This window comes from Streptomyces sp. NPDC018029 (genome assembly GCF_044327655.1).
In the GTDB taxonomy this organism is placed as follows: Bacteria; Actinomycetota; Actinomycetes; order Streptomycetales; family Streptomycetaceae; genus Streptomyces.
Genome location: NZ_JBIRFV010000009.1, coordinates 371,476 through 395,150, shown reverse-complemented (window position 1 = coordinate 395,150; position 23,675 = coordinate 371,476). Strand labels below are relative to the sequence as shown.

Below are 23,675 nucleotides of genomic sequence, written 5' to 3'. Positions count from 1 at the left end.
CAACGCCATGGGCCATTTGCCACGAGGAACGGTACGGCCGCGTCGTAGGACTCTACGACGCGGCCGCTACGAACATGTGAACAAATGCCGGTCAGTGGGCTCCGACGCCGGTGAGGGACTTGACCTCCAGCTCGGCGTACTTGCCCTTGTCCGGCTCCTCCTTGGAGAGGAGCGAGCCGAGCCAGCCGAGCAGGAAGCCCAGCGGAATGGAGATCAGGCCCGGGTTCTCCAGCGGGAAGAAGTCGAAGTTCGCGTCGGGGAACATCGAGCTGGGCTTGCCCGAGACGACCGGTGAGAACAGCACCAGGCCGACGGCGGCGATGAGGCCTCCGTAGATCGACCAGAGCGCGCCCTGCGTGGTGAACCTCTTCCAGAAGAGGCTGTAGAGGATCGTCGGCAGGTTCGCGGAGGCGGCGACCGCGAAGGCGAGGGCGACGAGGCCCGCCACGTTCAGATCGCGGGCCAGGGCCCCGAGCGCGATGGAGACGATGCCGATGAAGACGGTCGACCAGCGGGCCGCCTTCATCTCCTCCTTCTCGGTGGCCTTGCCCTTGCGGATGACGTTCGCGTAGATGTCGTGCGCGAAGGAGGACGACGAGGCGAGGGTGAGGCCCGCGACGACCGCGAGGATCGTGGCGAAGGCGACCGCGGAGATCACCGCGAGCAGGATCGCGCCGCCGGTCGAGTCGCCACCGCCGCCGATCTCCAGGGCGGCGAGCGGCGCCGCCGTGTTGCCCGCCTTGTTGGAGGCGATGATCTCGCCGGGCTTGAGCAGGGCGGCGGCGCCGAAGCCGAGGACGATCGTCATCAGGTAGAAGGCGCCGATGATGCCGATGGCCCAGTTCACGGACTTCCGGGCGGCCTTGGACGTGGGCACGGTGTAGAAGCGGATCAGGATGTGCGGCAGGCCCGCGGTGCCCAGGACCAGGGCGATGCCGAGCGAGATGAAGTCCAGCTTCGAGGTGCCGGAGACGCCGTACTTGAGGCCGGGCTCAAGGAAGGCCGAGCCCTTGCCGCTGTTGGAGGCGGCCGTGCCGAGCAGGTCGGAGACGTTGAAGTTGAACTTCAGCAGGATCAGGAAGGTGATGAGGACGGTGCCGGTGATGAGCAGGACGGCCTTGACCATCTGCACCCAGGTGGTGCCCTTCATGCCGCCGATGGTGACGTAGACGATCATCAGGACGCCGACCAGGGCGACGATGAGGATCTTGCCCGCGTCGCTGGTGATGCCGAGCAGCAGCGAGACCAGGACGCCCGCGCCCGCCATCTGCGCGAGCAGGTAGAAGATCGAGACGACGATCGTGGAGGTGCCCGCGGCGGTACGGACGGGACGCTGGCGCATGCGGTACGCGAGGACGTCGCCCATCGTGTAGCGCCCGGAGTTGCGCAGCGGCTCGGCGACCAGGAGGAGCGCCACGAGCCAGGCGACCAGGAAGCCGATGGAGTAGAGGAAGCCGTCGTATCCGAAGAGGGCGATGGCGCCGGCGATGCCGAGGAAGGACGCGGCGGACATGTAGTCGCCGGAGATCGCGAGGCCGTTCTGGAAGCCGGTGAACTGGCGGCCGCCCGCGTAGAAGTCGGCGGCGCTCTTGGTCTGCCGGCCGGCCCACACGGTGATGAAGAGGGTGGCGACGACGAAGGCGGCGAAGAGGCTGATGATCAGCGGCCGGTGCTCGGAGGCGTCGGACGCGGCCGCCAGGTCGATGACGGCGGTGTGCGCGGGGCTCATGCGTCGCCCTCCGTGCGGGACTCCGTGCGGGTGTCCATGCGGGTCTCCATGCGGGACTTGATCCCCTCGGCCTTCGGGTCGAGCTGCGCCGCCGCGTGGCGCGAGTAGAACCAGGCGATGAGGAAGGTGGTCAGGAACTGCCCGAGGCCGAGGATCAGGGCCACGTTGATGTTGCCGAAGAGCTTGGTGCCCATGAAGTCGCCCGCGTAGTTGGAGAGCAGGACGTACACGAGGTACCAGGCGATGAAGGCGATGGTGAGCGGGAAGGCGAACGAGCGGTGCGAGCGGCGCAGTTCACCGAATTCCGAGCTCCCCTGCACCTGGATGAACTCCTCCGTGGAGGGCGCGTGGGGAGCGGGTTCTTTTCCTGCGCCACCCTTCGAAGGGGGCGGTGCGTCGGTGGCCACGGAGTCTCCTCGTGGTGCGGGTGGGGTGGGGACGGACAGTTGTTCCATGGGTTCTCTGGCCTCACGTCCGGCGTGACGCGGATCACGTGTGCCACGGATGGCGATGCTAAGGCCACGGGACGTGATCCGACAGGGGTTGATGTTGCTTCCGTTGTCTGCTCAACGTCCCTGGACCGCGCACGACGCGCCCCCGCTGCCCGGTTTCTGCCGGAACGCAGTCGGAACACGGCCAGAAGGCGGCCAGGAGGCATTGCTGGCCTGGGAGTTCGGGGGATAGCTTCACCCTGCACGCCCGTCATGTACCTGCCCGAGCACCAGCTGTGTTCGGGCAGTTCCGTATCCGGATGATGTGGAGATCCCATGGCTCATCTGCGTTCCAGACGTCGTACGGCGCTCACCGTGCCGCTCGGCCTCGCGCTCGCCGCCTCGGTCGGCTTCGTGCCCGGCGCCGCGACCGCGGCTCCGAACGAGTCCCCCGCCCCCGTGTCGGCGCAGACCGCGAAGGACGCCCCCGTCTTCGCGTACGTCGTCAACACCCGCACGGACCGCAAGACGCTCGCGTACGTCAAGAAGGCGATAGCCAGGGCCGGCGGCTCCGTCGTCGTCACGCACGAGAAGATCGGCGTCATCGTCGTCCACTCGACGGACCAGGACTTCGGCAGGCGAATACGCGACGTGCGCGGCGTCCAGTCCGCGGGCGCGACCCACACCGCGCCGCTGAAGTCGGCCGCCACGACGGACGACGGCAAGGCGAAGGTGCTGTCCGCCGCCGAGGCCAAGGCCCTGAAGAAGAGCGCGGCGCCGGGCACCGAGCCGATGGAAGCCGACCAGTGGGACCTGCGGGCGATCGGCGCCGACAAGGCCGCGAAGATCAACCCGGGCAGCAAGAAGGTCACCGTCGCCGTGATCGACACCGGCGTCGACGACACCCACCCGGACCTCGCCCCCAACTTCTCGCCCGCGCAGTCCGCGAGCTGTGTCGGCGGCAGGCTCGACACCTCGCCCGGGGCCTGGCGCCCGGCGAAGAAGGAGCACTACCACGGCACGCACGTGGCCGGTGAGATCGGCGCCGCGCGCAACGGCGTCGGCGTCGCGGGCGTGGCGCCCGGCGTGAAGATCGCGGGCATCAAGGTGGCCGACCCGGTCGACGAGCTGTTCTACCCGGAGAACGTGGTCTGCGCCTTCGTGTTCGCCGCCGAGCACAGCGTCGAGATCACCAACAACAGCTACTACGTGGACCCGTGGCTGTACAACTGCAAGGACGACCCGGACCAGAAGGCGATCCTCGACGCGGTCAACCGCGCGCAGCTGTACGCGCAGAAGAAGGGCACCCTCAACGTCGCCTCCGCGGGCAACTCCAACCACGACCTGGACGCGGACGCGATCGTCGACGACTCCAGCCCGGACGACTCCACTCCGGTGACCCGCACCATCGACCCGCACGAGTGCCTCGACGTGCCGACCCAGCTGCCGGGCGTCGTCACGACCAGCGCGACGGGCGTCAAGAACCTCAAGTCGTCGTACTCCAGCTACGGCAAGGGTGTCGTCGACGTGACGGCCCCGGGCGGCGACAAGTACCAGCTGCCGACCGACACCCCGTCGAAGAACGGCAACATCCTCTCCACCATGCCGGGCGGCGAGTACGGCTGGCTGCGCGGCACGTCGATGGCGGCGCCGCACGCCTCGGGTGTCGCCGCGCTGATCAAGTCGACGCACCCCAAGGCGGGCCCCGCCGAGCTGCAGCGGATCCTGAAGAAGCAGGCCGACCGCCTGGAGTGCCCCGCCACGCCGTACGACCCCGACGGCGACGGTGACGTCGACGCGGTCTGCGAGAGCGGCGGCGCGCACAAGAACGGCTTCTACGGCAGCGGACTCGTCGACGCGCTCGACGCCGTGAAGAAGAAGTGACGGGGAGACAGAACGTGAGCGAGTCCACCAAGTCCCGCAAGTCCTCTGAGCCCTCTGAGCCCTCTGAGTCCTCTGGGTCTTCCAAGGCCCACATATCCGCTGCCGCCTTCCTGCGCTCCCGCCGCGCGCTGGCCCTGCCGCTCGGCGTCGCGATGGTCTCGGCCGTCGCCTTCCTGCCGGGGACGGCGTCCGCGCGGCCCGCCGCGGTACCGGACGCTCCGGCGTCGGCTTCAGCTTCGGCTTCGGCTTCGGACGCCTCGTCGATGAGTTACGTCGTGAACGTCCGGCCCGGCAAGGGGAGTTCGGAGCGCGCCAAGAAGGCGATCGCCAAGGCGGGCGGCGACGTCGTCATCGCGTACGACAAGATCGGCGTCATCGTCGTCCACTCGGCGAACCCCGACTTCGCCGAGACGATCCGCCAGGTGAAGGGCGTCGACTCGGCGGGCGCGACGCGGACGGCCCCGCTGTCCGCCCAGTCGGACAACGCCCTCGAGTCGGAGCGGCCGCTCACCGCCGCGGAGGCGAAGGCCGCGGCCGGAAAGGCCTCGGCGGGCCAGGACGAGCTGGAGCCGCTGCAGTGGGACCTGCCCGCCATGAAGGCGGACAAGGCGCACGAGATCTCCCTCGGCAGCCGCAAGGTCACGGTCGGCGTGCTCGACTCCGGTGTCGACGACACGCACCCCGACATCGCGCCGAACTTCGACCGCGGGGCGTCCGCGAGCTGCCTGGGCGGCGTGCCCGTCCAGAAGGACAACGCGTGGCGGCCGGTGGCCGGGGAGAGCGACCACGGCATGCACGTGGCGGGCACGGTCGCCGCCGCGAAGAACGGCACCGGTGTCACCGGCGTCGCGCCGGGCGTGAAGGTCGCGAGCCTGAAGGTGGCGGAGCCGAAGACCGGCATGTACTACACGGAGGCCGTCGTCTGCGGCTTCGTGTGGGCGGCCGACCATGGCGTCGACGTCACCAACAACAGCTATTACACCGACCCGTGGTTGTTCAACTGCACGACGGACGACGACCAGAAGGCACTGGTCGACGCGGTCGGGCGGGCCTCGAAGTACGCGGAGCGCAAGGGCGCGGTGAACGTCGCGGCCGCGGGCAACGCGAAGACCGACCTCGCCCAGGACGAGATCATCGACAAGTCGAGCCCCAACGACACCACTCCGGTGCCGCGGACCATCAAGACCAAGGACTGCTTCGACCTCCCGTCGCAGCTTCCGGGGGTCGTGACGGTCTCCGCCACCGGCGCGAAGGGCATCAAGGCGTCGTACTCGAACTACGGCCACGGCGTCATCGACATCACGGCACCGGGCGGCGACTCCACCAAGTACCAGGCGCCGAACCCGCCGGCCGTCGACGGCCGGATCCTGTCGACGCTGCCGGGCGGCAAGTTCGGCTACAAGGGCGGTACGTCGATGGCGTCGCCGCACGCCGCGGGCGTGGCCGCGCTGCTCAAGTCGACGCATCCGCACGCCTCGGCCAAGCGGATCAAGGAACTGCTCCACCGCCAGGCCGACGCGATGGCCTGCACCGACCCGTACGACTTCGACGGCGACGGCAAGGTGGACGCGGTCTGCGAGGGCGGCCGGAACAAGAACGGCTTCTACGGCGTGGGCATGGCCGACGCGTTGGACGCCGTGCGCAAGTAGCAGCACTCAAGTAGCAGACTCAAGTAGCACCACATCACCGCATCGCGGTGGCGAGGGCCGGGCGGCTCGTGAGCCGCCCGGCCCTCAGCACTCCCCTGGTCAGCAGGGCCTGGGCCGCCAGGTACGTGAGCATGATCGCGAAGTCGGGCCTCGGCGGCTGCGGCCAGTCGGCGACGCCGGTCGCGATCAGAGTGTCCGAGAGCAGGAACAGCGCCCCGCCCGCGGCCGCCGTGACGCCGAGCGTGGTCGCGCCGAGCGCCATGGCGGTGAGCAGCAGGCTGTAGCCCGCGACGGGCCCCCGCATGTCGGCCGGCAGGTCCGGCCAGAGCAGCGCCACGGTGCCGGCGAGTGCGAGGGCGTACGCGGCCACGAGTGCCGCGCCCCTCGCGCGGGGCGACCCACCGCCGCGCGCGTACCTGTGGGTGTCGCCGTACCGCTTGAAGAGCACGAGGTAGCAGACGTGTCCGGCGGCGAAGGACCCCATCCCGGCGAGGAACGCGGGCTCGGCGTCGAAGAGCAGGAGGGTGTCGCCGCCCCAGCCGCAGAGGAGGGCGGCGATCAGCAGCCGTGGCCCTTTCCGTGTGGCGACGTACGCCGCGAGGAGGGGCATGAGCAGGGGCTTGAAGACGGCGTGGCCGGGGCCGGAGTCGGCGAGGAGTGCGACGAGGTCGCCGAGCGCGGCGGCGCCGAAGGCACCGAGGAGCAGCCCCGGCGGCGGCCGCCCCGTCACGCCGCCCGCTCCGGGACCGGCGCGTCGGAGGCTGCGGGCAGCGGAGCCGGCGACGCCTCGGGGGCCTGCGGCTGCCAGCCGGGGCCGCGGAAGACCCGCCCGGCCCGCTCCCGCCAACCAGCGGCCGCCCGCAGGTCCTTGGCGATGGCGACGTACTCGTGGGTCGCCACGCGCAGGGGGTTGTACGTGTTGATGTTCTTCGTCAGCCCGTAGACAGGGCGGTCGGTCTCGGCGACCCAGGAGCCGAAGAGCCGGTCCCAGACGATGAGGATGCCGCCGAAGTTCCGGTCCAGGTAGCCGCCTTGGGACGCGTGGTGCACGCGGTGGTGCGAGGGCGTGTTGAAGACGTACTCGATGGGGCGGGGCAGCTTGCCGATGCGCTCGGTGTGGATCCAGAACTGGTAGACCAGGTTGGCCGAGGAGCAGAACGCGAGCGCCGCCGGGTGGACGCCGCAGGCGATGAGCGGCAGGTAGAACGGCCACACCGTGAGGCTCGTCCAGGGCTGGCGCAGTGCCGTCGTGAGGTTGAACTTGCGGCTGGAGTGGTGCACGACGTGGCAGGCCCACAGGATGCGGATGACGTGGTGGCCGCGGTGCGACCAGTAGTAGAAGAAGTCCTGGGCGAGGAGCATCAGCGGGATGGTCCACCACAGGACGGGCACGCGCAGCGGTGTCAGCGCGTAGACGCCCGAGTAGATCGCGACGATCGGGATCTTCCACAGCAGGTCGAAGACGAGGCTGCCGAGCCCCATGGTGATGCTGGTGGCGGCGTCCTTCGTCTCGTACCCGGCGGCGTCCTCGTCGGGATGGATCCGGTGGCTCACGATCTCGACGACGGTGAGCAGCACGAAAGCCGGGATGGACCACAGCACGACATCGGGCAGGTTCGGGGACATGCGTGCACCGTAGAACGGCTGCAGGCGCACGACTAGGGGTTGTTACCGACAAGTATTACCGGCGGTACGGGAGCGGTTGTTGGTGATCCTCACCAAAGATCCGACTTCAAACGGCAGGGGGGCTCCTGGCCCCCCTGCCCGTCCGCTCACCAGACCCGTACCGACGCCCCCGCCGCGAACACGGGACTCGTCGCGTCGGCGGGGGCCTCCTTGAGGGGTTCGTCCAGTTCTCCCACCGTGGGGCCCACGCGTGCGGCGATCCGGCCGAGCCGTTCCAGGTCGAAGCCGTAGACGCGGGCCGCGTTGCCGCCGACCATGGCCGCGATCTCCTCCCTGGGGAGGCCGGCGTACGCGGTGCGGAGGCCTTCGCGCGAGTAGGGGTACGTTCCCTCGTCGTGCGGGTAGTCGCTGCCCCACATGATCTTGTCGAGGCCGATCCGGTCGCGCAGCGCCGCCTCGTGGGGGCGCATGAAACTGGCGCCCACGAAGCAGTTGTCGCGCCACACTTCGGAGGGGCCCTTCCCCATCGCGTCGGCGAGGCCCGCGCCGAACTTCGCCTCGGCCGTCTCCGCGCCGCCGGCCCTCCGCGCCGCCGCGACGAGGCGCCCGTGGTAGTAGTCCAGCATGTCGAGCACTCCGGGGACCCAGCCCGAGCCCTGCTCGGTGAGGACCAGCCTGAGGTCCGGGTGGCGGCGGAAGGCCCCGCCGAAGACGAGGTGCCACAGCGCGCGGTGCGAGAACCACGTCGTCTCGACCATGAACACCGCGCGCGCGGCCGGCTCCTCGCCGAGCGGCGGCGAGGCCGAGCCCGCGTGGTGGTTGACCGGCACGCCCAGTTCGGCGCAGGCCGCCCAGATCGGGTCGTACGTCGACGAGTAGAGCTCGGGCAGGCCCGAACCCGGTGGTGTGCCGGGCAGCATGAGGCCGCCCGTGAGGCCCGCCTTCGCCGACCGGTGGATCTCCTCGACGGCCAGGTCGACGTCGTTCAGGAGGATCTGGAAGACGCCCGCCCTGCGTCCCGGGGCGGCCGCGCAGAAGTCCGCGAGCCAGCGGTTGTGTGCGCGCAGACCGGCCCAGCGCTGCTCGAACTCCTCGCGGGTGGGGGCCGGTGCCATCAGGGACGCGCTCGGGAAGAACGGCGGGATGGTGTTCGGGAAGACGACCTCGGCGACGATGCCGTCCGCTTCGAGCTCGGCGACGCGGCGGTCCGAGTTCCAGTTGCGGTCGGCGGTGTCCGCGAGGAGGTCCTCGTACGGATTGACGTAGGTGGCCGCCCACGCGTCGAACGCGTCGTGGTGGCGCGACTCCAAGTAGGGCCGGTAGTCGAGGAGATCGGCGCCCGCGTGGCAGTCCGCGGAGATGACGGTGTAGCGGTCCCCGGTCATCGGGTCACCCCCAGAGTCGGGAAGTCGTGGTCGGTCAGCCAGTGGCGGCCCACCTCGCGCGAGCGCGCCCAGGAGGCGGCCACGGCTTCCTGGTCGTCGGCCTGGCCGAGCTCGGCGGGTGTCGGGCCGATGCGGCGCGCCAGCGGCGCGAGCTTCTCCGTGTCGAAGCCGAAGACCTCCGCGGCGGCGAGGCCCAGCATGCGGCGGGTCTCCGCCACGGGGATGTCGTGGAAGGTCTTCCGCAGCCACGCGCGCGTGTCGGGCCAGGTGCCCTCGGGGTGCGGGAAGTCGCTGCCCCAGAGGATGTTGTCGACGCCGATCTCGTACCGCTGGGCGAGCTCGCGGCGCTTGGTGTTGGTGGCGCAGACGAAGATCTGCCGGTCCAGGTACTCGTGCGGCGGGCGCTTCAGCTCCGCGAACGGGGAGAGCTTCTTTCCGCCGTGCGCGCCCAGGTAGAGGCGGTCCATGAACCACAGGAGGTTCGGCAGCCACCAGCAGCCGGACTCCGCGACGCCGAACCTCAGCCCGGGATGGCGTTCGAATACGCCGGACCAGAGCATGAACCACAGCGGCCGCGCGGGCCACCAGGTCACTTCGGAGACGTAGATCCCGAGGTGGTCCCCGTACTCGTGGCGGGGCGCCGCTCCGGAGTGGGTGACCACGGGCATCGCGCACTCGGCGGCCGCGGCCCACACGGGGTCGTAGCGTCGGTCGTGGTAGGGCGCCTTGTCGACCCACATGGAGGGGATCATCAGCGCGCCGAGCCCCGACTCCTTGGCGCGGCGCACTTCGGCGACGACGCGGTCGACGTCCCCGGTGATGGGCAACAGGGCGACTCCGCAGTGCCGTTCGGGGTGCTCGGACACGAAGTCGGCCAGCCAGCGGTTGTGCGCCTGGGCGCCCGCCATGCCGAGCTCCGGGTCCTGGTCCCCGGAGAGGCCGAGGCCCACTCCGAAGGGTGCGGCGGTCTGGCTGTCGACGGCGTCCGCGTCGGGGAAGACGACCTCGGCGGCCACTCCGTCGCCGTCGAGTTCCTTGAGGCGCTGCGCGCTGTCCCAGCCGCCGCGCAGGCCCTCTTCGTTGTCCTGGAACCACTTGGCGGCGAACGCGTCGTTGCGGATGCCGAGCCGGGTCGCCTCCTCGCGGCGGGCGCCGCGCTCGCCGAGGAAGGCGTCGAAGTCCCGGTGGAAGCGGCTGTCGAGGTAGGGCCGGTACTCCTCGGTGGGGAGTCCGGCGTGGCAGTCGGAGGAGATGATCAGGTACGGGTCCTGCGGATTCCGGTGACCTCGGTCGCTCATGGGTGGCGCTCCCTTCAGTCCAGGATGAAGTTCTCCAGGTACGCCGGGTCGGACCGGTCGAGCATCGACCTCGACCGCGCCCGGATCTGCCGGTCGCTGTGCTCGCTCGCCGGGAGCAGCCAGAAGCGGCCGGCGGCGATGCCCTCGGCCACGAAGTCCGCGACCTCCTCGACGGGGGTGAACTCCACCTCCTGGCCCGCCTCCCGCATCGCGGCCTCCCACTGGTCGAGGCTGCGGTAAGGGGTCCTGCGGGGGCGGGACTTGGCGTACCGGTCGGGCCGGTTGCGGTGCGACTCCCACAGGCCGGTGCGGAGCATGTGGGGTCCGGGGAAGAGCACGGAGGCGCCCACGCGCGCGTGCTCCGCCTTCAGATGGGCGTACAGCGACTCGGTCATCGTCACCACGGCGGCCTTGGTGACGGCGTACACGGAGGCGGTGGGCAGTGGCGCGATGCCGCCGTCCCCGGAGGAGGTGTTGACGACGTGGCCAGGGTCGCCGCCCGCGATCATCCGGGGCACGAAGGCCTGGATGCCGTGGAAGACACCCCAGACGTTGACTTCGAAGGCCCACTTCCAGTCGTTCGGCTCGTGTTCCCACATGCGGCCCTCGGCGCCCGAGCCGACCCCGGCGTTGTTGCAGAGCACATGGACGGCGCCGAACCTGTCGTACGCCTCGTCGGCGAGGGCGAAGACCTGCTCGCGCACCCCGACGTCGACCACGCGCGCGTGCACGGTCGCGCCGTCCTCGCGCAGTGCGGCCGCGGCCTTCTCCAGGGCACCCTCCTCGACGTCGGCGAGGACCACTTTCAGGCCGTCCGCCGCGAACCGCCGCGCCATGGCGAGCCCGATGCCGCTCGCCGCGCCCGTGACGACGGCGACCTGCCCCGCACGCAGCTCCATCTCAGACGCTCCCCTCGGGCGGCCCGTCGAGGATCTGCGCCGGGTCGTCGTAGCGCTGGTGGATGTAGGGCAGCAGGGCCTGTGCGCTGACGCGCTCGACGACGCGGCCCTGCTGGTCGGTGGTCTTCTCGCCGATGGTGATCTCGACGAGCGCGCGCACCGGCAGATCGGCCACCGGGTCGTACATCGACTCGCGCAGTACGACGTCCCCGGTGACGGCCTCCAGCTTGCGGACCTTCTCGTTCCGTACGCAGTGCACGAGCACCGGGTCCGCGTCGAAGCCCGAACCGTCCACCGCGGGCAGGAACTTGAAGTAGAAGTCGGTCTTCCGCGTCGGCTCCGGCAGCGGCAGTGGGCCGCTGACCGCGCCGCGCACCTCCACGAACGCGATGCCGTGCCGGGCGAGCCTGGCCCGCACCACCAGGCCGTCGCGCTCGACCTCCACCTCGCCGAGCTTCTTCGGCTCGCCGAAGACCTCACGGCCGCCGATCAGGGCCCGCTCGTGGGTCATCGGCATCACCAGCGGATACCAGCCCGCCACGCCCGCGTGCTCGGCCGCGACGGCGACGGAGCCCGCGCCCAGCGGGTAGCCCGGCAGGTCGACCTTGCTGATGTTCGCCCGCACCAGGGGCCGCCCGGTGGGTTTCAGCGGCGGCGGCAGGACCGCGGCGACCGTGTCCGGGTCGCTCTCCCAGACGGCCACCACGCCCGTGGACCAGATGTCGGGGAGCTTGGAGCTCGCGGTGCGCGCGGCGGCGATCTCCGCCTCGTCGCGCGCTCCGTAGCGAATGCGTGCCATGTCGTACCACCCTTCGTCAGCGCGGACTCGGGCCCGCGGCCGGGACTTGCGGCGGTTCTGTAACACAGTTACAACAGGACTCGTGAAGGGTAAAGAGAAGTCCGGTGCGCATCTGGACCGGGAGCAGGTTCTCGACACGGCCGCGCGCCTCGTCAAGCGGCACGGCCCGCGCGCGCTGACGATGCGCGCGCTCGCCGCCGAGCTCGGCACCGCCGTCACCTCGATCTACTGGCACGTCGGCAACCGCGAGTCGCTCCTGGACGCCCTCGTCGAGCGCACCCTCGCCGACCTCGGCGAAGTCCGCGCCACCGGCCGCACCCCCGCGCAGCGCGTCGCCTCCGTGGCCCGCGCCCTGCGCCACCAGCTCCTCGACCACCCGCACCTCGTCGCGATGGTCCACGAACGGGGCCTGACGGAACGGATGTTCCTGCCCGCCCAGCGGGCCCTCGTCCACGAGGTCCACCGGGCGGGCCTGCGCGGCGTCCGCGCCGCCGAGGCGGTGCGCGCCGTCCAGGTCCACGTCGTCGGCCACGTCCTGGTCGAGCGCTATCGCGAACGCGCCCCCGAGCAGCACCCCGGCGAGGACGAGCTGTGGACGGCTCAGGCGGCCGAGCAGGACGGCGCGCTCGCCCGCGCGCTGGCCGGACCCGTCGACGCGGAGGCGCTCTTCGCCACCTCCGTCCGGGCTCTGGTGGCCGGGCTTCTCGGACCGGCGCCCTGACTGTCAGTCGCGGCCCGTATCCTCATGGACCATGCTCGAAGACCGCACGACCGCAGCGTCCGCAGTGCCCTGGCCGGCCGCGTATCCAACGGGGTACGCGGTCGTCGACGTGGAGACCACCGGCCTGGCCCGCGACGACCGCATAGTGTCGGCCGCCGTCTACCGCGTGGACGCCCGGGGCGAGATCGAGGACCACTGGTACACGCTGGTCAACCCCCAGCGCGATCCGGGCCCGGTCTGGATCCACGGGCTCACCGGCGAGATGCTCGCGGACGCGCCGCTCTTCAAGGACATCGCCGAGGAGTTCGCGGGGCGCCTGGACGGCCGCGTCCTCGTCGCGCACAACGCGGTCTTCGACTGGTCGATGATCGCGCGGGAGTACGCGCGCGCGGAGCGCCTGGCCCCCGTGCGCCAACGCCTGTGCACCATCGCCCTCTCCAAGGAGCTGGCGCTCCCGCTGCCCAACCACAAGCTGGAGTCCCTGGCCGCGCACTTCGGCGTCGAGCAGCGCCACGCGCACAACGCGCTCGACGACGCCCGCGTGCTCGCCGAGGCGTTCCGCCCGAGCCTGCACGCCGCGGCGGGCGGCAATGTCCGCCTGCCGCTCCTGGAGTGCCGTCCGCTGACCGAGTGGTCCGACGGCGCGCCGCGCGTCGTCCGTCAGTCGACGGGACCCGCGCCGTCCTCCTCGTACCGGCCGGGCAGTTGGCGCCCCTCGCGCAAGCGCCCGCCGTGCCCCTATCCGAACCCAGGGCGTTACGAACCGGGCAAACCGCTCAAGCAGGGCATGCGGGTGGCGTTCTCCGGAGACACCTCCGTGGAGCGCGAACTCCTGGAGGACCGGGCCGTCGAGGCCGGGCTGCACATCGCGACGAGTGTGTCCCGTCTCACGAGCCTCCTCGTCACGAACGACCCGGACTCCGGCACCTCCAAGACCGTCAAGGCGCGCTCGTTCGGCACGCCGGTGATCGACGAGGCGGCCTTCGGACAGCTCCTCCAGGACGTGGCGCCCGCCACGGAGTCGTAACCGAGCAGGCGTCAGACGGGTGATTGCGGGCGACTCGCCCACGGACGGCTCGCCCCGCACCGCCCCCGCGTCCCACCCTGTGGCGCATGGCACGTTGCGAGGTCTGCGGAAACGACTACGGCATGTCCTTCGAAGTGCACGCGCAAGGCGCGGTGCACGTCTTCGACTGCTTCTCCTGCGCCATCCACCGCATGGCGCCCATCTGCGAGCACTGCCGGTGCCGCATCATCGGCCAGGGCGTCGAGGTGGAGGGGCACTGGTACTGCGGCGCCCACTGCTCACGCGCGGAGGGGCGGGTGGGCATCATCGACAAGGTCTGACCGGCCCCGCCTCCGGGCGGCCGCCGACCCCACCCCCGGGCAGGCACCCCACAGACCTAGAGGTACGGTCGTGGGGTGTACCGCTTCCTCCTGACCCGGCAGTGGGTGATCCTCACCCTCATCGCCCTCGTCCTCATCCCCGTGATGGTCGAGCTGGGTTTCTGGCAGCTGCACCGCCACCAGAACCGCGTCGCGCAGAACCACCGGGTCGCCGAGGCGCTGGCCGCCGCCCCGGTCCCGGCGGAGAAGATCACCTCACCCGGCCACGAGGTGCCCAAGAAGGACCTGTACCGCCGGGTGAGCGCCAAGGGGACGTTCGACACGGAGCACGAGGTCGTCGTGCGGCGCCGCACCAACTCCGACGACGAGGTCGGCTTCCACGTCCTGACGCCCTTCGTCCTCGCGGACGGCAAGGTCCTGCTCGTCAACCGCGGCTGGATCCCGGCCGAAGGACCGCAGACCGCCTTCCCCAAGATCCCCGCCCCCCCGAAGGGCGAGATCACCATCACCGGCCGCCTCAAGGCCGACGAGACGTCCGCGGCCAGCGGCATCAAGAACGTCCGCGGCCTGCCGGACCGTCAGATCATGCTGATCAGCAGCGGGCAGCAGGCCGACAGCCTCGGCAAGCAGGTCCTCGGCGGTTATGTCGAGCAGACCTCGCCCGAGCCGGCCGACGGCTCGCCCGAACTGATCGGCGAGCCCGACCACAGCAGCATCGGCGCGCACATGGCGTACGCCGTCCAGTGGTGGCTGTTCGCCTCGGGCGTCCCCGTCGGCTGGGTGGTGCTGGTCCGCAGGGAGCGGCGCGACCGCGCGGCGGCCGCGGCGGCCCCCGCGCCCGAGGCGGCACCGGCGAACGCCTGATCCGGAGACCCGCGCATCCACGCGGCAACAGGTTCGATTGACGGAGCCTTATCCCGGGAAGCCGTTCTGCGTGCATCACCCCATAGAGGACTACGCGCTCATCGGCGATCTCCAGACCGCCGCCCTGGTAGGCAGGGACGGCTCCGTGGACTGGCTCTGCCTGCCCCGGTTCGACTCGGCCGCCTGCTTCGCCGCACTGCTCGGCGACGAGGAGAACGGCCACTGGCGCATCGCGCCGAAGGACGCAGGCCCCTGCACCCGGCGCGCGTACCGGCCGGGCACCCTCGTGCTCGACTCGGAGTGGGAGACCCCGGACGGCACCGTCCGCGTCACCGACTTCATGCCGCAGCGCGACCGCGCCCCCGATGTCGTACGCATCGTCGAGGGCCTGACGGGCAGGGTGACGGTCCGCAGCACGCTCCGCCTCCGTTTCGACTACGGCTCGGTCGTGCCGTGGATGCGCAGGATCGACGGACTCCGCGTGGCCGTCGCCGGACCCGACGCGGTGTGGCTGCGCAGCGAACCCCAGGTACGCACCTGGGGCGAGGGATTCAGCACACACTCCGAGTTCACTGTGGAGGCGGGCGAGAAGGTGGCCTTCGTCCTCACCTGGCACCCCTCGCACGAGCCGCGCCCCACCCTCGTCGAGCCCCATGAGGCGCTGCGCGACAGCCTCGCCGACTGGCGGGAGTGGACCGCCCGCTGCCGCTACGACGGGCCGCACCGCGACGCGGTCGTCCGCTCCCTCATCACCCTCAAGGCACTCACCTACGCCCCGACCGGCGGCATCGTGGCCGCCCCCACCACCTCCCTGCCCGAGGAGATCGGCGGCGTACGCAACTGGGACTACCGCTACTCCTGGCTGCGCGACTCCACCCTCACCCTGGGCGCCCTGGTCGCGGCCGGCTATCTGGAGGAGGCCGAGGCATGGCGCGACTGGCTGCTGCGCGCGGTCGCCGGCAACACCGCCGACCTCCAGATCATGTACGGGATATGCGGTGAGCGGCGGCTTCCGGAGCACGAGATCCCGTGGCTGCCCGGGTACGAGGGCTCGGCCCCGGTGCGCATCGGCAACGACGCCGTGAACCAGCTGCAGCTCGACGTGTACGGCGAGGTCATCGACTCCCTCACGATGGCCCGCGCGAAGGGCCTCACCCCGCGTCCGCACGCCTGGAACCTCCAGCGGTGCATGCTGGAGTTCCTCGAGGAGAAGTGGCGCGAACCGGACGAGGGGCTGTGGGAGGTCCGCGGTCCGCGCCGGCACTTCGTGCACTCGAAGGTGATGGCGTGGGTCGCCGCCGACCGGACCGTGCACGCCTTGGAGGAGGACCCGGAGCTGGCCGAGAACCTCGGGGACGTCGATCGCTGGCGCAAGATGCGCGACGAGGTGCACCGGGAGGTGTGCGAGCGCGGATACGACGCCGAGCGGAACACGTTCACGCAGTTCTACGGCTCCGCCGAGCTCGACGCCTCGCTCCTGCTCATCCCGCGCGTGGGGTTCCTGCCGCCGGACGATCCGCGCGTGGCCGGCACCGTGGACGCGATCCACCGGGAGCTGGGCCGCGACGGGTTCGTACGGCGTTACAGCTCGGACGAGCGGCACATCGACGGGCTGCCGGGCGGCGAGGCCACCTTCCTTGCCTGCTCGTTCTGGCTCGCCGACGCGCTGCACATGACGGGCCGCACGAAGGAGGCGCGCGCGCTGTTCGACCGCCTCCTCGCGCTCCGCAACGACGTGGGGCTGCTCGCGGAGGAGTACGACCCGGCGTCGGGCCGGCAGCTGGGCAACTTCCCGCAGGCATTCAGCCACATCGGCCTGGTCAATACAGCCCTCGCGCTCTACGGGGCGGACGCGGAAGGATAGGGGCCATGGATCTTGGACTGAAGGACCGTGTCTACGTAGTCACCGGCGCCACCCGTGGCCTCGGCAACGCCACCGCGCGCGAACTGGTCGCGGACGGCGCGAAGGTCGTCGTCACCGGCCGCGACGAGAAGACGGTCGCCGAGGCGGCCGCCGAGCTCGGCCCGAACGCGGTGGGCGTGGCCGCCGACAACGCCGACCCCGCCGCCGCGGACACGCTGATCGCCGCGGCCCGTGAGCACTTCGGCGGCTTCGACGGCGTGCTGATCAGCGTCGGCGGGCCCGCGCCGGGCTTCGTCGCGGACAACACCGACGAGCAGTGGCAGGCCGCGTTCGAGTCGGTCTTCCTGGGCGCCGTGCGGCTCGCCCGCGCGGCGGCCGCGCGGCTCGGCGAGGGCGGCGTCATCGGCTTCGTGCTCTCCGGGTCGGTGTACGAGCCGATCGCGGGCCTGACGATCTCGAACGGTCTGCGGCCCGGGCTCGCCGGCTTCGCCAAGTCCCTCGCGGACGAGCTGGGTCCGCGGGGCATCCGCGTCGTCGGCGTGCTCCCCGGCCGGATCGGCACCGACCGCATGCGCCAGCTCGACGGCCTCTCCCCCGACCCGGCGGCCACCCGCGCCGCGAACGAGTCGGCCATCCCCCTGCGCCGCTACGGCACCCCCCAGGAGTTCGGCCGCACCGCCGCCTTCCTGCTCTCCCCCGCCGCGTCCTACCTCACGGGCATCATGGTCCCGGTGGACGGCGGTGCCCGAGCGGGCTTCTGACCCCGTAGGCCGGTCAGTTCACGCGCTCCGCGTGGTGTTTCAGGGCTCGTAGCCGCACGGTCGTGGGCAGGCTCTTCAGGCCTGCCGAGTCGCGGGCGTGGGTCAGGGGCCGGGCGGAGAGGTCGTGGAGGACGTCGGCCGGGGCGGCGTGGGGGGCGAGGACCGCGTCCACGCGGGCCTGGGGCGCGCTGCGTCGGCCGGTCAGGACGGCGCGAGCGCGCTCGACGCCGTCCAGCGTCTCGGCCTCGGCGGCCAGCACGTTCTCCATGGCCCGGCCGCGCAGCAGCGCGCCCTCGCCGTCGCCGGTATCCACCAGGACCTCCGCGAGGCGGCGCCTGCGCAGCTGCGCGGAGAGCCACCACAAGGAGAGCAGGAGCAGGACGGCGAGGACGGCAATGACCACGGGCCAGAACCATCCTTCGTCCCGCCAGCGCGCCCGGTCGGCGGCGCTGACCAGCACGTCGTGCCGGCTGTCGTGGATCCACCACGACGGCGGCGACGCGCCGAGCCCGATGGCGAGCACGGAGCCGCCGAGGACGAGCAGGACGAGCCCGGCGAGGGCGAGGAGTACGCGGTTGACCGTGCGCAGCATCGCGCTCACGCCTTTCTGCCGGGCCGGGCCACACGGACGGAGAGGCCGGGTGTGCGGGCGAGGCCCAGCTCGCGGATGCCGTCGGCCATCGCGGCGTCCAGGTCGCCGCGTACGTCGTCGAGTTCGCGGAAGTGCGACACCGCGCGCACGTCCACCTTGGAGCGCTTCATGCGGACCCGCACGGACTGTACGCCGGGTACGTCCATGGCCCGGTCGCGCAGTGCCGTGGCGGCGGCGCCGCGGTACAGGCCCGCGCGCACGTCCGCGTGCGTGCGCCGCATCGGCAGGAGGCCGCGCTGCCCGGGGGTCGCGGCGAGCACGAGGAGCCAGATCCCGACGAGGGCGGCCACCGCGGCCCCGGCGAGCACGGCGGTGTCGTCGAGGGGCCGCCGGCCGAGCTGGTGGGCCAGTTCGCGGCGCCAGTGCATCGCGGGGTGGTCGGCCCGGACGGCGACGACGTCGTAGAGGAGCAGCCCGGTGGCGCCGAGGACCAGCAGCGCGACGAGGGCCGCGGGCACTCGTCGGCGCGACCAGAACCGGGAGGCCTTCTCGTCGCCGGAGAGCGTGGGCGGCGGCTCATAGGCGGTGGCGGAGGCCGTCTGGTCGAGCTCGCCCTCCGACTGTTCGAGGACCGGGATCGGCCGGGTGCCGCCCCCTTGGGGTTCGCTCATCGGATCCTCCCCTGTGCCGCCGCGCGGACCTGCGCCGAGTGCAGCCGCTCCACCTGGACGGCCACCTCGGGCACCTCCATCCCCGCCAACTCCCTTACCCGCTCGGCGACTTGGCGACGCACCGCGCCGCACTGGGCGCCGATGTCGCAGGGGTAGTCCAGTTCGATGCTGACGCGGACGCGGGCGGACTCATGGCGGACGGAGACCGTGGCGCGCGGCGGCGAGCCGTCGGCCGGGACCGCGTCCACCGCCTCGCGAGCCGCCCGCGCGGCGATCTTCGCGACGACGCGGTCGGCGATCCGGGTCGCGCCGCGCTCGCCGGGTGCGACCTGTGCCGCCACCGCTCACCGCCGCCGGTCGCCGCGGCCGCGGAAGAAGTCCCCGGGCTCCAGGTCCCCCTCGAGGAACCGTCCGGCCACGAAGCCGATGGCGCCCAGGGCGGCCACCAGAAGGAACGCCCCGAATCCGCCGAAGTATCCGGCGAAGCCAAGAGCCATTCCGGCCACCATGCCGATCACGGCCATGCTCATCGTGCGCTCCTTTGGGTCGCTTGGCGGGACGTGCTACTGGAGGCGTCCCTGCGGCTCGTCGTCTTCCTCGTCCGGCAGCTTCACATCGCTCACCGCGATGTTGACCTCGACGACCTCGAGTCCGGTCATGCGCTCGACGGCCGCGATCACGTTCTCCCGCACGTCCTGCGCGACGTCGGCGATCGATACGCCGTACTCGACGACGATCTCCAGGTCGAGCGCGGTCTGCACCTCGCCGACCTCGGCCTTCACACCGCGCGACACGGACTTCGAGCCGCCGGGCACCCGGTCGCGCACGGCGCCGAAGGTCCGCGCGAGACCGCCGCCCATCGCGTGCACGCCTTCCACGTCGCGCGCGGCGAGCCCGGCGATCTTCTCGACGACGCCGTCCGCGATGGTGGTGCGGCCCCGGCCCCCGGGGTCACCGCCGCCCCGGCCGGTCGCGGACTTCGCCGCGCTCTGCTTCGGGGAGTCCTTCTCCAGCGTCTGAGACGCGTTCCGCTGTCCGGTGTCGCTCATCGTCGTCCCGTTCCTTTCGAAAGGGGATCTGCTCCGTGGAGTGCTGCTTCTCCGCTCACATTAAGCGCGGCCCCGCGCCCGCGCGCCCGGGATGCGGCAGGGTGGAGCCATGACGGGTGAGGGTTGGACGCAGGCGGTACGACGACAGCTGCGGCTCGGCCGGGTACTGCCGCTGGGCGGTGCGGCGGACGGCGCGTGGGTGACGGAATCCGCGGCGGAGGGCGCGTTGCGCCAGATGGCTGACCGGGTCGCCGGTGTGCGTCTCGGCACGGTCCGCGTCGCGTCGGCCGATCCGGACAGGACGTACGTCGCGGCCGTGCCCGCACCGCCGAGCGCGCTGCCGCCCGGGCCGCTGCGGATCACCGCGGAGTTCGCGGCCGTCGCGGGCGAGCCGCTGCCCGCGGCGGCGGACCGGCTGCGCGCCGCGCTGTCGGAGGCGGCGGCGGACCGGCTCGGCCTCCTGGTCGATGAGGTGGACCTGAAGGTGGTGGCCCTGCTCGACGAGGGCACGGATTTCGTGGCCGAGGGCAGAGACCTCGAAGACGTACGCCCCGAGAAGGAGCCGCAGCGACAGGGCGACGACTCCAGCGACGGCGACGACGACGAGGCGCGCGCCAGGCGGGCCGCCCTGGCGGTGCCCGGGGTGGTCCGGCTGACCGGAGTGCTCGGCGGGGCCGTGCACATCGAGCAGCGCCCGGCGACGGACACGCTGCCGCGCCGCCACGCGCGCGTGGAGCTCGCGACGGACCGCGACCACCGCGCTCTGGACGTGGCGCTCGCGGTCCGCGCGGCGGTCGGTGCCGCCCTGCCAGACCACCCTTCGGTGGCCGTGCTCGTCACCGGAGTGGGTTAGAACGGCTCAGCACCGAGCCGGGTCAGGACATGAGGGGGCACGGCGTCAGTCGCCGAGGCCCGCGAGGTCGCGCAGTCGGCGTCCCTGCGCGGCGCGCTCGGCGACGCGCTGCTCTTCGTAGGAGCGGCCCGTCGCGCCCTGCAGCAGCGCCTTGGTCTCGATGACGGCGTCACGCGGCGCGGCGACGAGCGCGGCGGCCAGGTCCTTGGCGGCGGCGTCGAGCTGGTCGGCGGGCACGACGAGGTTGGCGAGGCCCACCCGCTCGGCCTCGTCCGCGTGGACGAAGCGGCCGGTGGCGCAGATCTCCAGCGCGCGGGCATAGCCGACGAGACCCACGAGCGGGTGGGTGCCGGTGAGGTCGGGGACGAGGCCCAGGCTGGTCTCGCGCATGGCGAACTGCACGTCGTCCGCCGCGATCCGCAGGTCGCAGGCGAGCGCGAGCTGGAAGCCGGCGCCGATGGCGTGGCCCTGGACGGCGGCGATGGACACGATGTCGCTCCGCCGCCACCAGGTGAAAGCCTCCTGGTACTCGCTGATCGTGGCGTCGAGGACGCCGTCCTCACCGCGTGCGAGATCGATGAAGGACGGCTCGCCGTCGAAGCCTTCGGGCGTGAACGCCTGCCGGTCGAGGCCCGCGGAGAAGGACTTGCCCTCACCGCGCAGCACCACGACGCGGACACTGCCGGGCAACAGCTGACCTGCCTCCGTCAACGCCCTCCACAGCGCGGGAGATTGGGCGTTGCGCTTGGCCGGATTGGTCAGCGTCACCGTGGCGACGGCCTCGTCGATGGTGAGGCGTACGCCGTCCTTGTCGAGAACCGGTGCGAGCTCGGTGTCGGACGAAGCCATGGGTGCCTCCGATGGGGTGCGGTCGGTCCGGACGCTCGGGAGCGCCCGTAAGTGACTGCACAGTAACCACCCGGCCGATCACGCGATCGACCGGGTGGCCACCGTCGGACCATGGGTACAGCGGGCCGCGCCTGCCGTCAGCCGGCGGCGGCCTTCTTGCCTCGCGTCGCCCCGCCGCGTCCCCGCAACGTGACGCCGGACTCACTGAGCATGCGGTGCACGAACCCGTACGACCGGCCGGTCTCTTCGGCCAACGCCCGGATGCTCGCACCGCCGTCGTACTTCTTCTTCAGGTCTGCCGCGAGCTTGTCGCGCGCGGCGCCGGTCACCCGGCTGCCCTTCTTCAGAGTCTCGGCCACCCGTGCCTCCTCATGGGAAGTGCGCTCTGGACTTCTCATGATCACCCCTTACGGGCTTCCTGGCCACCCATTCGACAAGGTCGGTACGCCGAGGTTTGCCGCGAAGGAAGGGCCCGCCACGAGCGGAATTCATGATTCCGCGCGTGGGATTCGCTACGACCGACCGAACCGCGCGACGAATCGCCAGGTCAGCGGGGTGCCGGGGGGAATGCCCGGCACCATGCCCCGACGGCGGCGAAATCCGTGTATGACACACCTCGGTACGAGGACGGCTCACACAGATGAGGGATCACCGATCGGCCGAATGATCCATACGCAGTGGATCAGTGGTTCGATCACGCGAAGTGGACGCCGCGGACGGGCGGGCTCAGGCGAGCGCGACGAGATCCGCGTAGTCCTGGCCCCACAGGTCCTCGACGCCGTCCGGCAGCAGGATGATCCGCTCCGGCTGCAGCGCCTCGACGGCGCCCTCGTCGTGCGTGACGAGGACGACCGCGCCCTTGTAGGTGCGCAGTGCGCCGAGGATCTCCGCGCGGCTCGCCGGGTCGAGGTTGTTGGTGGGCTCGTCCAGGAGGAGGACGTTGGCCGAGGAGACGACGAGGGTCGCGAGGGCGAGCCGGGTCTTCTCACCGCCGGAGAGCACACCGGCGGGCTTGTCGACGTCGTCTCCGGAGAAGAGGAACGAGCCGAGCGTCTTGCGGACCTCGACCAGGTCGAGGTCGGGGGCGGCCGAGCGCATGTTCTCCAGGACCGTGCGCTCCGGGTCGAGGGTCTCGTGCTCCTGGGCGTAGTAGCCGAGCTTGAGGCCGTGGCCCTCGATGACCTGCCCGGTGTCGGGCTTCTCGGCGCCGCCGAGAAGGCGCAGCAGGGTGGTCTTGCCCGCGCCGTTGAGGCCGAGGATGACGACGCGCGAGCCCTTGTCGATGGCGAGGTCGACGTCGGTGAAGATCTCCAGTGAGCCGTACGACTTCGACAGGCCCTCCGCCATGAGCGGCGTCTTGCCGCACGGCGCGGGCTCGGGGAAGCGGAGCTTGGCGACCTTGTCGCTCTGGCGCACCTCGTCGAGGCCGGCGAGGAGCTTGTCGGCGCGGCGCGCCATGTTCTGCGCGGCGACGGTCTTGGTGGCCTTCGCGCGCATCTTGTCGGCCTGCGAGTGCAGGGCGGCGGCCTTCTTCTCGGCGTTCTGCCGCTCGCGCTTGCGGCGCTTCTCGTCGGACTCGCGCTGCTGCTGGTAGAGCTTCCAGCCCATGTTGTAGACGTCGATCGCGGAGCGGTTGGCGTCCAGGTAGAAGACCTTGTTGACGACCGTCTCGACGAGGTCGACGTCGTGGGAGATCACGATGAAGCCGCCGCGGTACGTCTTCAGGTAGTCGCGCAGCCAGACGATCGAGTCGGCGTCGAGGTGGTTGGTCGGCTCGTCGAGGAGGAGCGTGTCGGCGTCCGAGAAGAGGATGCGGGCCAGCTCGATGCGGCGGCGCTGACCACCGGAGAGCGTGTGCAGGGGCTGGCCGAGCACGCGGTCGGGGAGGTTGAGCGCGGCGGCGATGGTGGCGGCCTCGGCCTCGGCGGCGTACCCGCCCTTGGTGAGGAACTCCGTCTCCTGGCGCTCGTACTGCTTCATGGCCTTGTCGCGCGTGGAGCCCTGGCCGTTCGCGATGCGCTGTTCGTTCTCGCGCATCTTGCGGATCAGTACGTCGAGTCCGCGGGCGGAGAGGATCCGGTCGCGGGCCAGCACGTCGAGGTCGCCGGTGCGGGGGTCCTGGGGGAGGTAGCCGACCTCTCCGGAGCGGGAGATCGTGCCGCCCGCGGGGACGCCCTCACCCGCCAGACACTTGGTGAGGGTGGTCTTGCCCGCGCCGTTGCGGCCGACGAGGCCGATGCGGTCGCCCTTCGCGATGCGGAAGGAGGCGTTCTCGATGAGGATGCGGGCGCCGGCGCGCAGCTCGATGCCGGAAGCGGTGATCACGGGGGTACTCCTGAACAGAGTGGACGGCGAGTGGGACGACTGAGGTGCTCGGGACCGGTGTCTATGCCGTCCAACTGAG

General features: G+C 71.4%; 25 protein-coding genes. 9 read left to right on the top strand and 16 right to left on the bottom strand.

Going from position 1 to position 23,675, the window contains the following annotated elements; translation table 11 throughout:
- Positions 1–91: 91 nt before the first annotated feature.
- On the bottom strand, positions 92–1,729 hold the full coding sequence (locus ACH4D5_RS28275) for a cation acetate symporter (RefSeq protein WP_398307737.1): 1,638 nt from the start codon (positions 1,727–1,729) through the stop codon (positions 92–94).
- Positions 1,726–2,136 carry a DUF485 domain-containing protein gene (locus ACH4D5_RS28270; RefSeq protein WP_398307735.1) on the bottom strand — a complete coding sequence of 137 codons (411 nt, stop codon included), beginning with the start codon at positions 2,134–2,136 and terminating at the stop codon, positions 1,726–1,728. The genes ACH4D5_RS28275 and ACH4D5_RS28270 overlap by 4 nt, the downstream gene beginning before the upstream one ends.
- A gap of 360 nt (positions 2,137–2,496) precedes the next feature.
- On the opposite strand from ACH4D5_RS28270, the gene ACH4D5_RS28265 reads away from it, so the two are divergent.
- Positions 2,497–4,044, top strand: a complete 1,548-nt coding sequence (locus ACH4D5_RS28265; RefSeq protein ID WP_398307734.1) for a S8 family peptidase — start codon at positions 2,497–2,499, stop codon at positions 4,042–4,044.
- 152 nt (positions 4,045–4,196) lie between these two features.
- Positions 4,197–5,693, top strand: coding sequence for a S8 family peptidase (locus ACH4D5_RS28260; protein WP_398307834.1), 1,497 nt, complete (start codon positions 4,197–4,199; stop codon positions 5,691–5,693).
- Between the two features lie 34 nt (positions 5,694–5,727).
- On the opposite strand, the gene ACH4D5_RS28255 is transcribed toward ACH4D5_RS28260, so the two are convergent.
- The 6 genes from ACH4D5_RS28255 to ACH4D5_RS28230 form a co-directional block, all read right to left on the bottom strand.
- Positions 5,728–6,423, bottom strand: a complete 696-nt coding sequence (locus tag ACH4D5_RS28255; RefSeq protein ID WP_398307732.1) for a lysoplasmalogenase — start codon at positions 6,421–6,423, stop codon at positions 5,728–5,730.
- A complete protein-coding gene (locus ACH4D5_RS28250) occupies positions 6,420–7,319 on the bottom strand; it encodes a sterol desaturase family protein (RefSeq protein WP_398307730.1) in 900 nt (299 codons plus the stop codon). The genes ACH4D5_RS28255 and ACH4D5_RS28250 overlap by 4 nt, the downstream gene beginning before the upstream one ends.
- A gap of 146 nt (positions 7,320–7,465) precedes the next feature.
- Positions 7,466–8,704: an amidohydrolase family protein gene (locus ACH4D5_RS28245; protein WP_398307728.1), complete on the bottom strand. Its 1,239-nt coding sequence runs from the start codon at positions 8,702–8,704 to the stop codon at positions 7,466–7,468.
- Positions 8,701–10,002 (bottom strand): amidohydrolase family protein, encoded by a 1,302-nt coding sequence (locus ACH4D5_RS28240; protein ID WP_398307726.1) that lies wholly within the window; start codon positions 10,000–10,002, stop codon positions 8,701–8,703. Before ACH4D5_RS28240 ends, ACH4D5_RS28245 begins: the two co-directional genes overlap by 4 nt.
- Before the next feature lie 14 nt (positions 10,003–10,016).
- The gene (locus ACH4D5_RS28235; protein WP_398307724.1) at positions 10,017–10,901 is read right to left on the bottom strand and encodes an SDR family NAD(P)-dependent oxidoreductase; all 885 of its coding nucleotides are present in this window, start codon (positions 10,899–10,901) and stop codon (positions 10,017–10,019) included.
- 1 nt (position 10,902) lies between these two features.
- Complete coding sequence (locus ACH4D5_RS28230; protein ID WP_398307722.1) at positions 10,903–11,700, bottom strand: acetoacetate decarboxylase family protein; 798 nt, start codon at positions 11,698–11,700, stop codon at positions 10,903–10,905.
- A gap of 82 nt (positions 11,701–11,782) precedes the next feature.
- Here ACH4D5_RS28230 and ACH4D5_RS28225 point away from each other — a divergent pair, with 82 nt between their 5' ends.
- The 6 genes from ACH4D5_RS28225 (at position 11,783) to ACH4D5_RS28200 (ending at position 17,257) form a co-directional block, all read left to right on the top strand.
- Positions 11,783–12,421, top strand: a complete 639-nt coding sequence (locus ACH4D5_RS28225; RefSeq protein ID WP_398307721.1) for a TetR/AcrR family transcriptional regulator — start codon at positions 11,783–11,785, stop codon at positions 12,419–12,421.
- 31 nt (positions 12,422–12,452) lie between these two features.
- Positions 12,453–13,448 carry a DEDDh family exonuclease gene (locus tag ACH4D5_RS28220; RefSeq protein ID WP_398307719.1) on the top strand — a complete coding sequence of 332 codons (996 nt, stop codon included), beginning with the start codon at positions 12,453–12,455 and terminating at the stop codon, positions 13,446–13,448.
- Positions 13,449–13,534: 86 nt separating this feature from the next.
- Positions 13,535–13,768 (top strand): hypothetical protein, encoded by a 234-nt coding sequence (locus tag ACH4D5_RS28215; protein WP_079043687.1) that lies wholly within the window; start codon positions 13,535–13,537, stop codon positions 13,766–13,768.
- Between the two features lie 75 nt (positions 13,769–13,843).
- The gene (locus ACH4D5_RS28210) at positions 13,844–14,632 is read left to right on the top strand and encodes an SURF1 family protein (protein ID WP_398307717.1); all 789 of its coding nucleotides are present in this window, start codon (positions 13,844–13,846) and stop codon (positions 14,630–14,632) included.
- Positions 14,633–14,702: 70 nt separating this feature from the next.
- Complete coding sequence (locus ACH4D5_RS28205; protein ID WP_398307715.1) at positions 14,703–16,496, top strand: glycoside hydrolase family 15 protein; 1,794 nt, start codon at positions 14,703–14,705, stop codon at positions 16,494–16,496.
- Between the two features lie 5 nt (positions 16,497–16,501).
- Complete coding sequence (locus tag ACH4D5_RS28200; RefSeq protein WP_398307713.1) at positions 16,502–17,257, top strand: SDR family oxidoreductase; 756 nt, start codon at positions 16,502–16,504, stop codon at positions 17,255–17,257.
- A 13-nt stretch (positions 17,258–17,270) separates the two neighbouring features.
- Here ACH4D5_RS28200 and amaP read toward each other — a convergent pair whose 3' ends face one another.
- The 5 genes from amaP to ACH4D5_RS28175 are packed head-to-tail and all read right to left on the bottom strand — an operon-like array spanning position 17,271 to position 19,569.
- On the bottom strand, positions 17,271–17,858 hold the full coding sequence (gene amaP / locus ACH4D5_RS28195; protein WP_398307711.1) for an alkaline shock response membrane anchor protein AmaP: 588 nt from the start codon (positions 17,856–17,858) through the stop codon (positions 17,271–17,273).
- Positions 17,855–18,520, bottom strand: a complete 666-nt coding sequence (locus ACH4D5_RS28190; RefSeq protein WP_398307709.1) for a DUF6286 domain-containing protein — start codon at positions 18,518–18,520, stop codon at positions 17,855–17,857. The genes amaP and ACH4D5_RS28190 overlap by 4 nt, the downstream gene beginning before the upstream one ends.
- Positions 18,517–18,861 carry an Asp23/Gls24 family envelope stress response protein gene (locus ACH4D5_RS28185; protein WP_398307707.1) on the bottom strand — a complete coding sequence of 115 codons (345 nt, stop codon included), beginning with the start codon at positions 18,859–18,861 and terminating at the stop codon, positions 18,517–18,519. The genes ACH4D5_RS28190 and ACH4D5_RS28185 overlap by 4 nt, the downstream gene beginning before the upstream one ends.
- A gap of 3 nt (positions 18,862–18,864) precedes the next feature.
- A complete protein-coding gene (locus ACH4D5_RS28180) occupies positions 18,865–19,050 on the bottom strand; it encodes a hypothetical protein (RefSeq protein WP_355818703.1) in 186 nt (61 codons plus the stop codon).
- 33 nt (positions 19,051–19,083) lie between these two features.
- Entirely contained in the window at positions 19,084–19,569 is a 486-nt protein-coding gene (locus tag ACH4D5_RS28175) for an Asp23/Gls24 family envelope stress response protein (RefSeq protein WP_398307705.1), read from the bottom strand.
- Positions 19,570–19,678: 109 nt separating this feature from the next.
- Between ACH4D5_RS28175 and ACH4D5_RS28170 the strand changes: the two genes are divergently transcribed.
- A complete protein-coding gene (locus ACH4D5_RS28170; protein WP_398307703.1) occupies positions 19,679–20,422 on the top strand; it encodes a nucleopolyhedrovirus P10 family protein in 744 nt (247 codons plus the stop codon).
- Between the two features lie 45 nt (positions 20,423–20,467).
- On the opposite strand, the gene ACH4D5_RS28165 is transcribed toward ACH4D5_RS28170, so the two are convergent.
- The 3 genes from ACH4D5_RS28165 to ACH4D5_RS28155 all read right to left on the bottom strand — a co-directional run bounded on the left by ACH4D5_RS28165 (position 20,468) and on the right by ACH4D5_RS28155 (position 23,596).
- Positions 20,468–21,271, bottom strand: a complete 804-nt coding sequence (locus ACH4D5_RS28165; RefSeq protein ID WP_398307701.1) for an enoyl-CoA hydratase/isomerase family protein — start codon at positions 21,269–21,271, stop codon at positions 20,468–20,470.
- A gap of 137 nt (positions 21,272–21,408) precedes the next feature.
- Positions 21,409–21,630, bottom strand: a complete 222-nt coding sequence (locus tag ACH4D5_RS28160; RefSeq protein ID WP_055550175.1) for a helix-turn-helix domain-containing protein — start codon at positions 21,628–21,630, stop codon at positions 21,409–21,411.
- A 367-nt stretch (positions 21,631–21,997) separates the two neighbouring features.
- Positions 21,998–23,596, bottom strand: a complete 1,599-nt coding sequence (locus ACH4D5_RS28155; protein ID WP_398307699.1) for an ABC-F family ATP-binding cassette domain-containing protein — start codon at positions 23,594–23,596, stop codon at positions 21,998–22,000.
- Positions 23,597–23,675 lie beyond the last annotated feature (79 nt).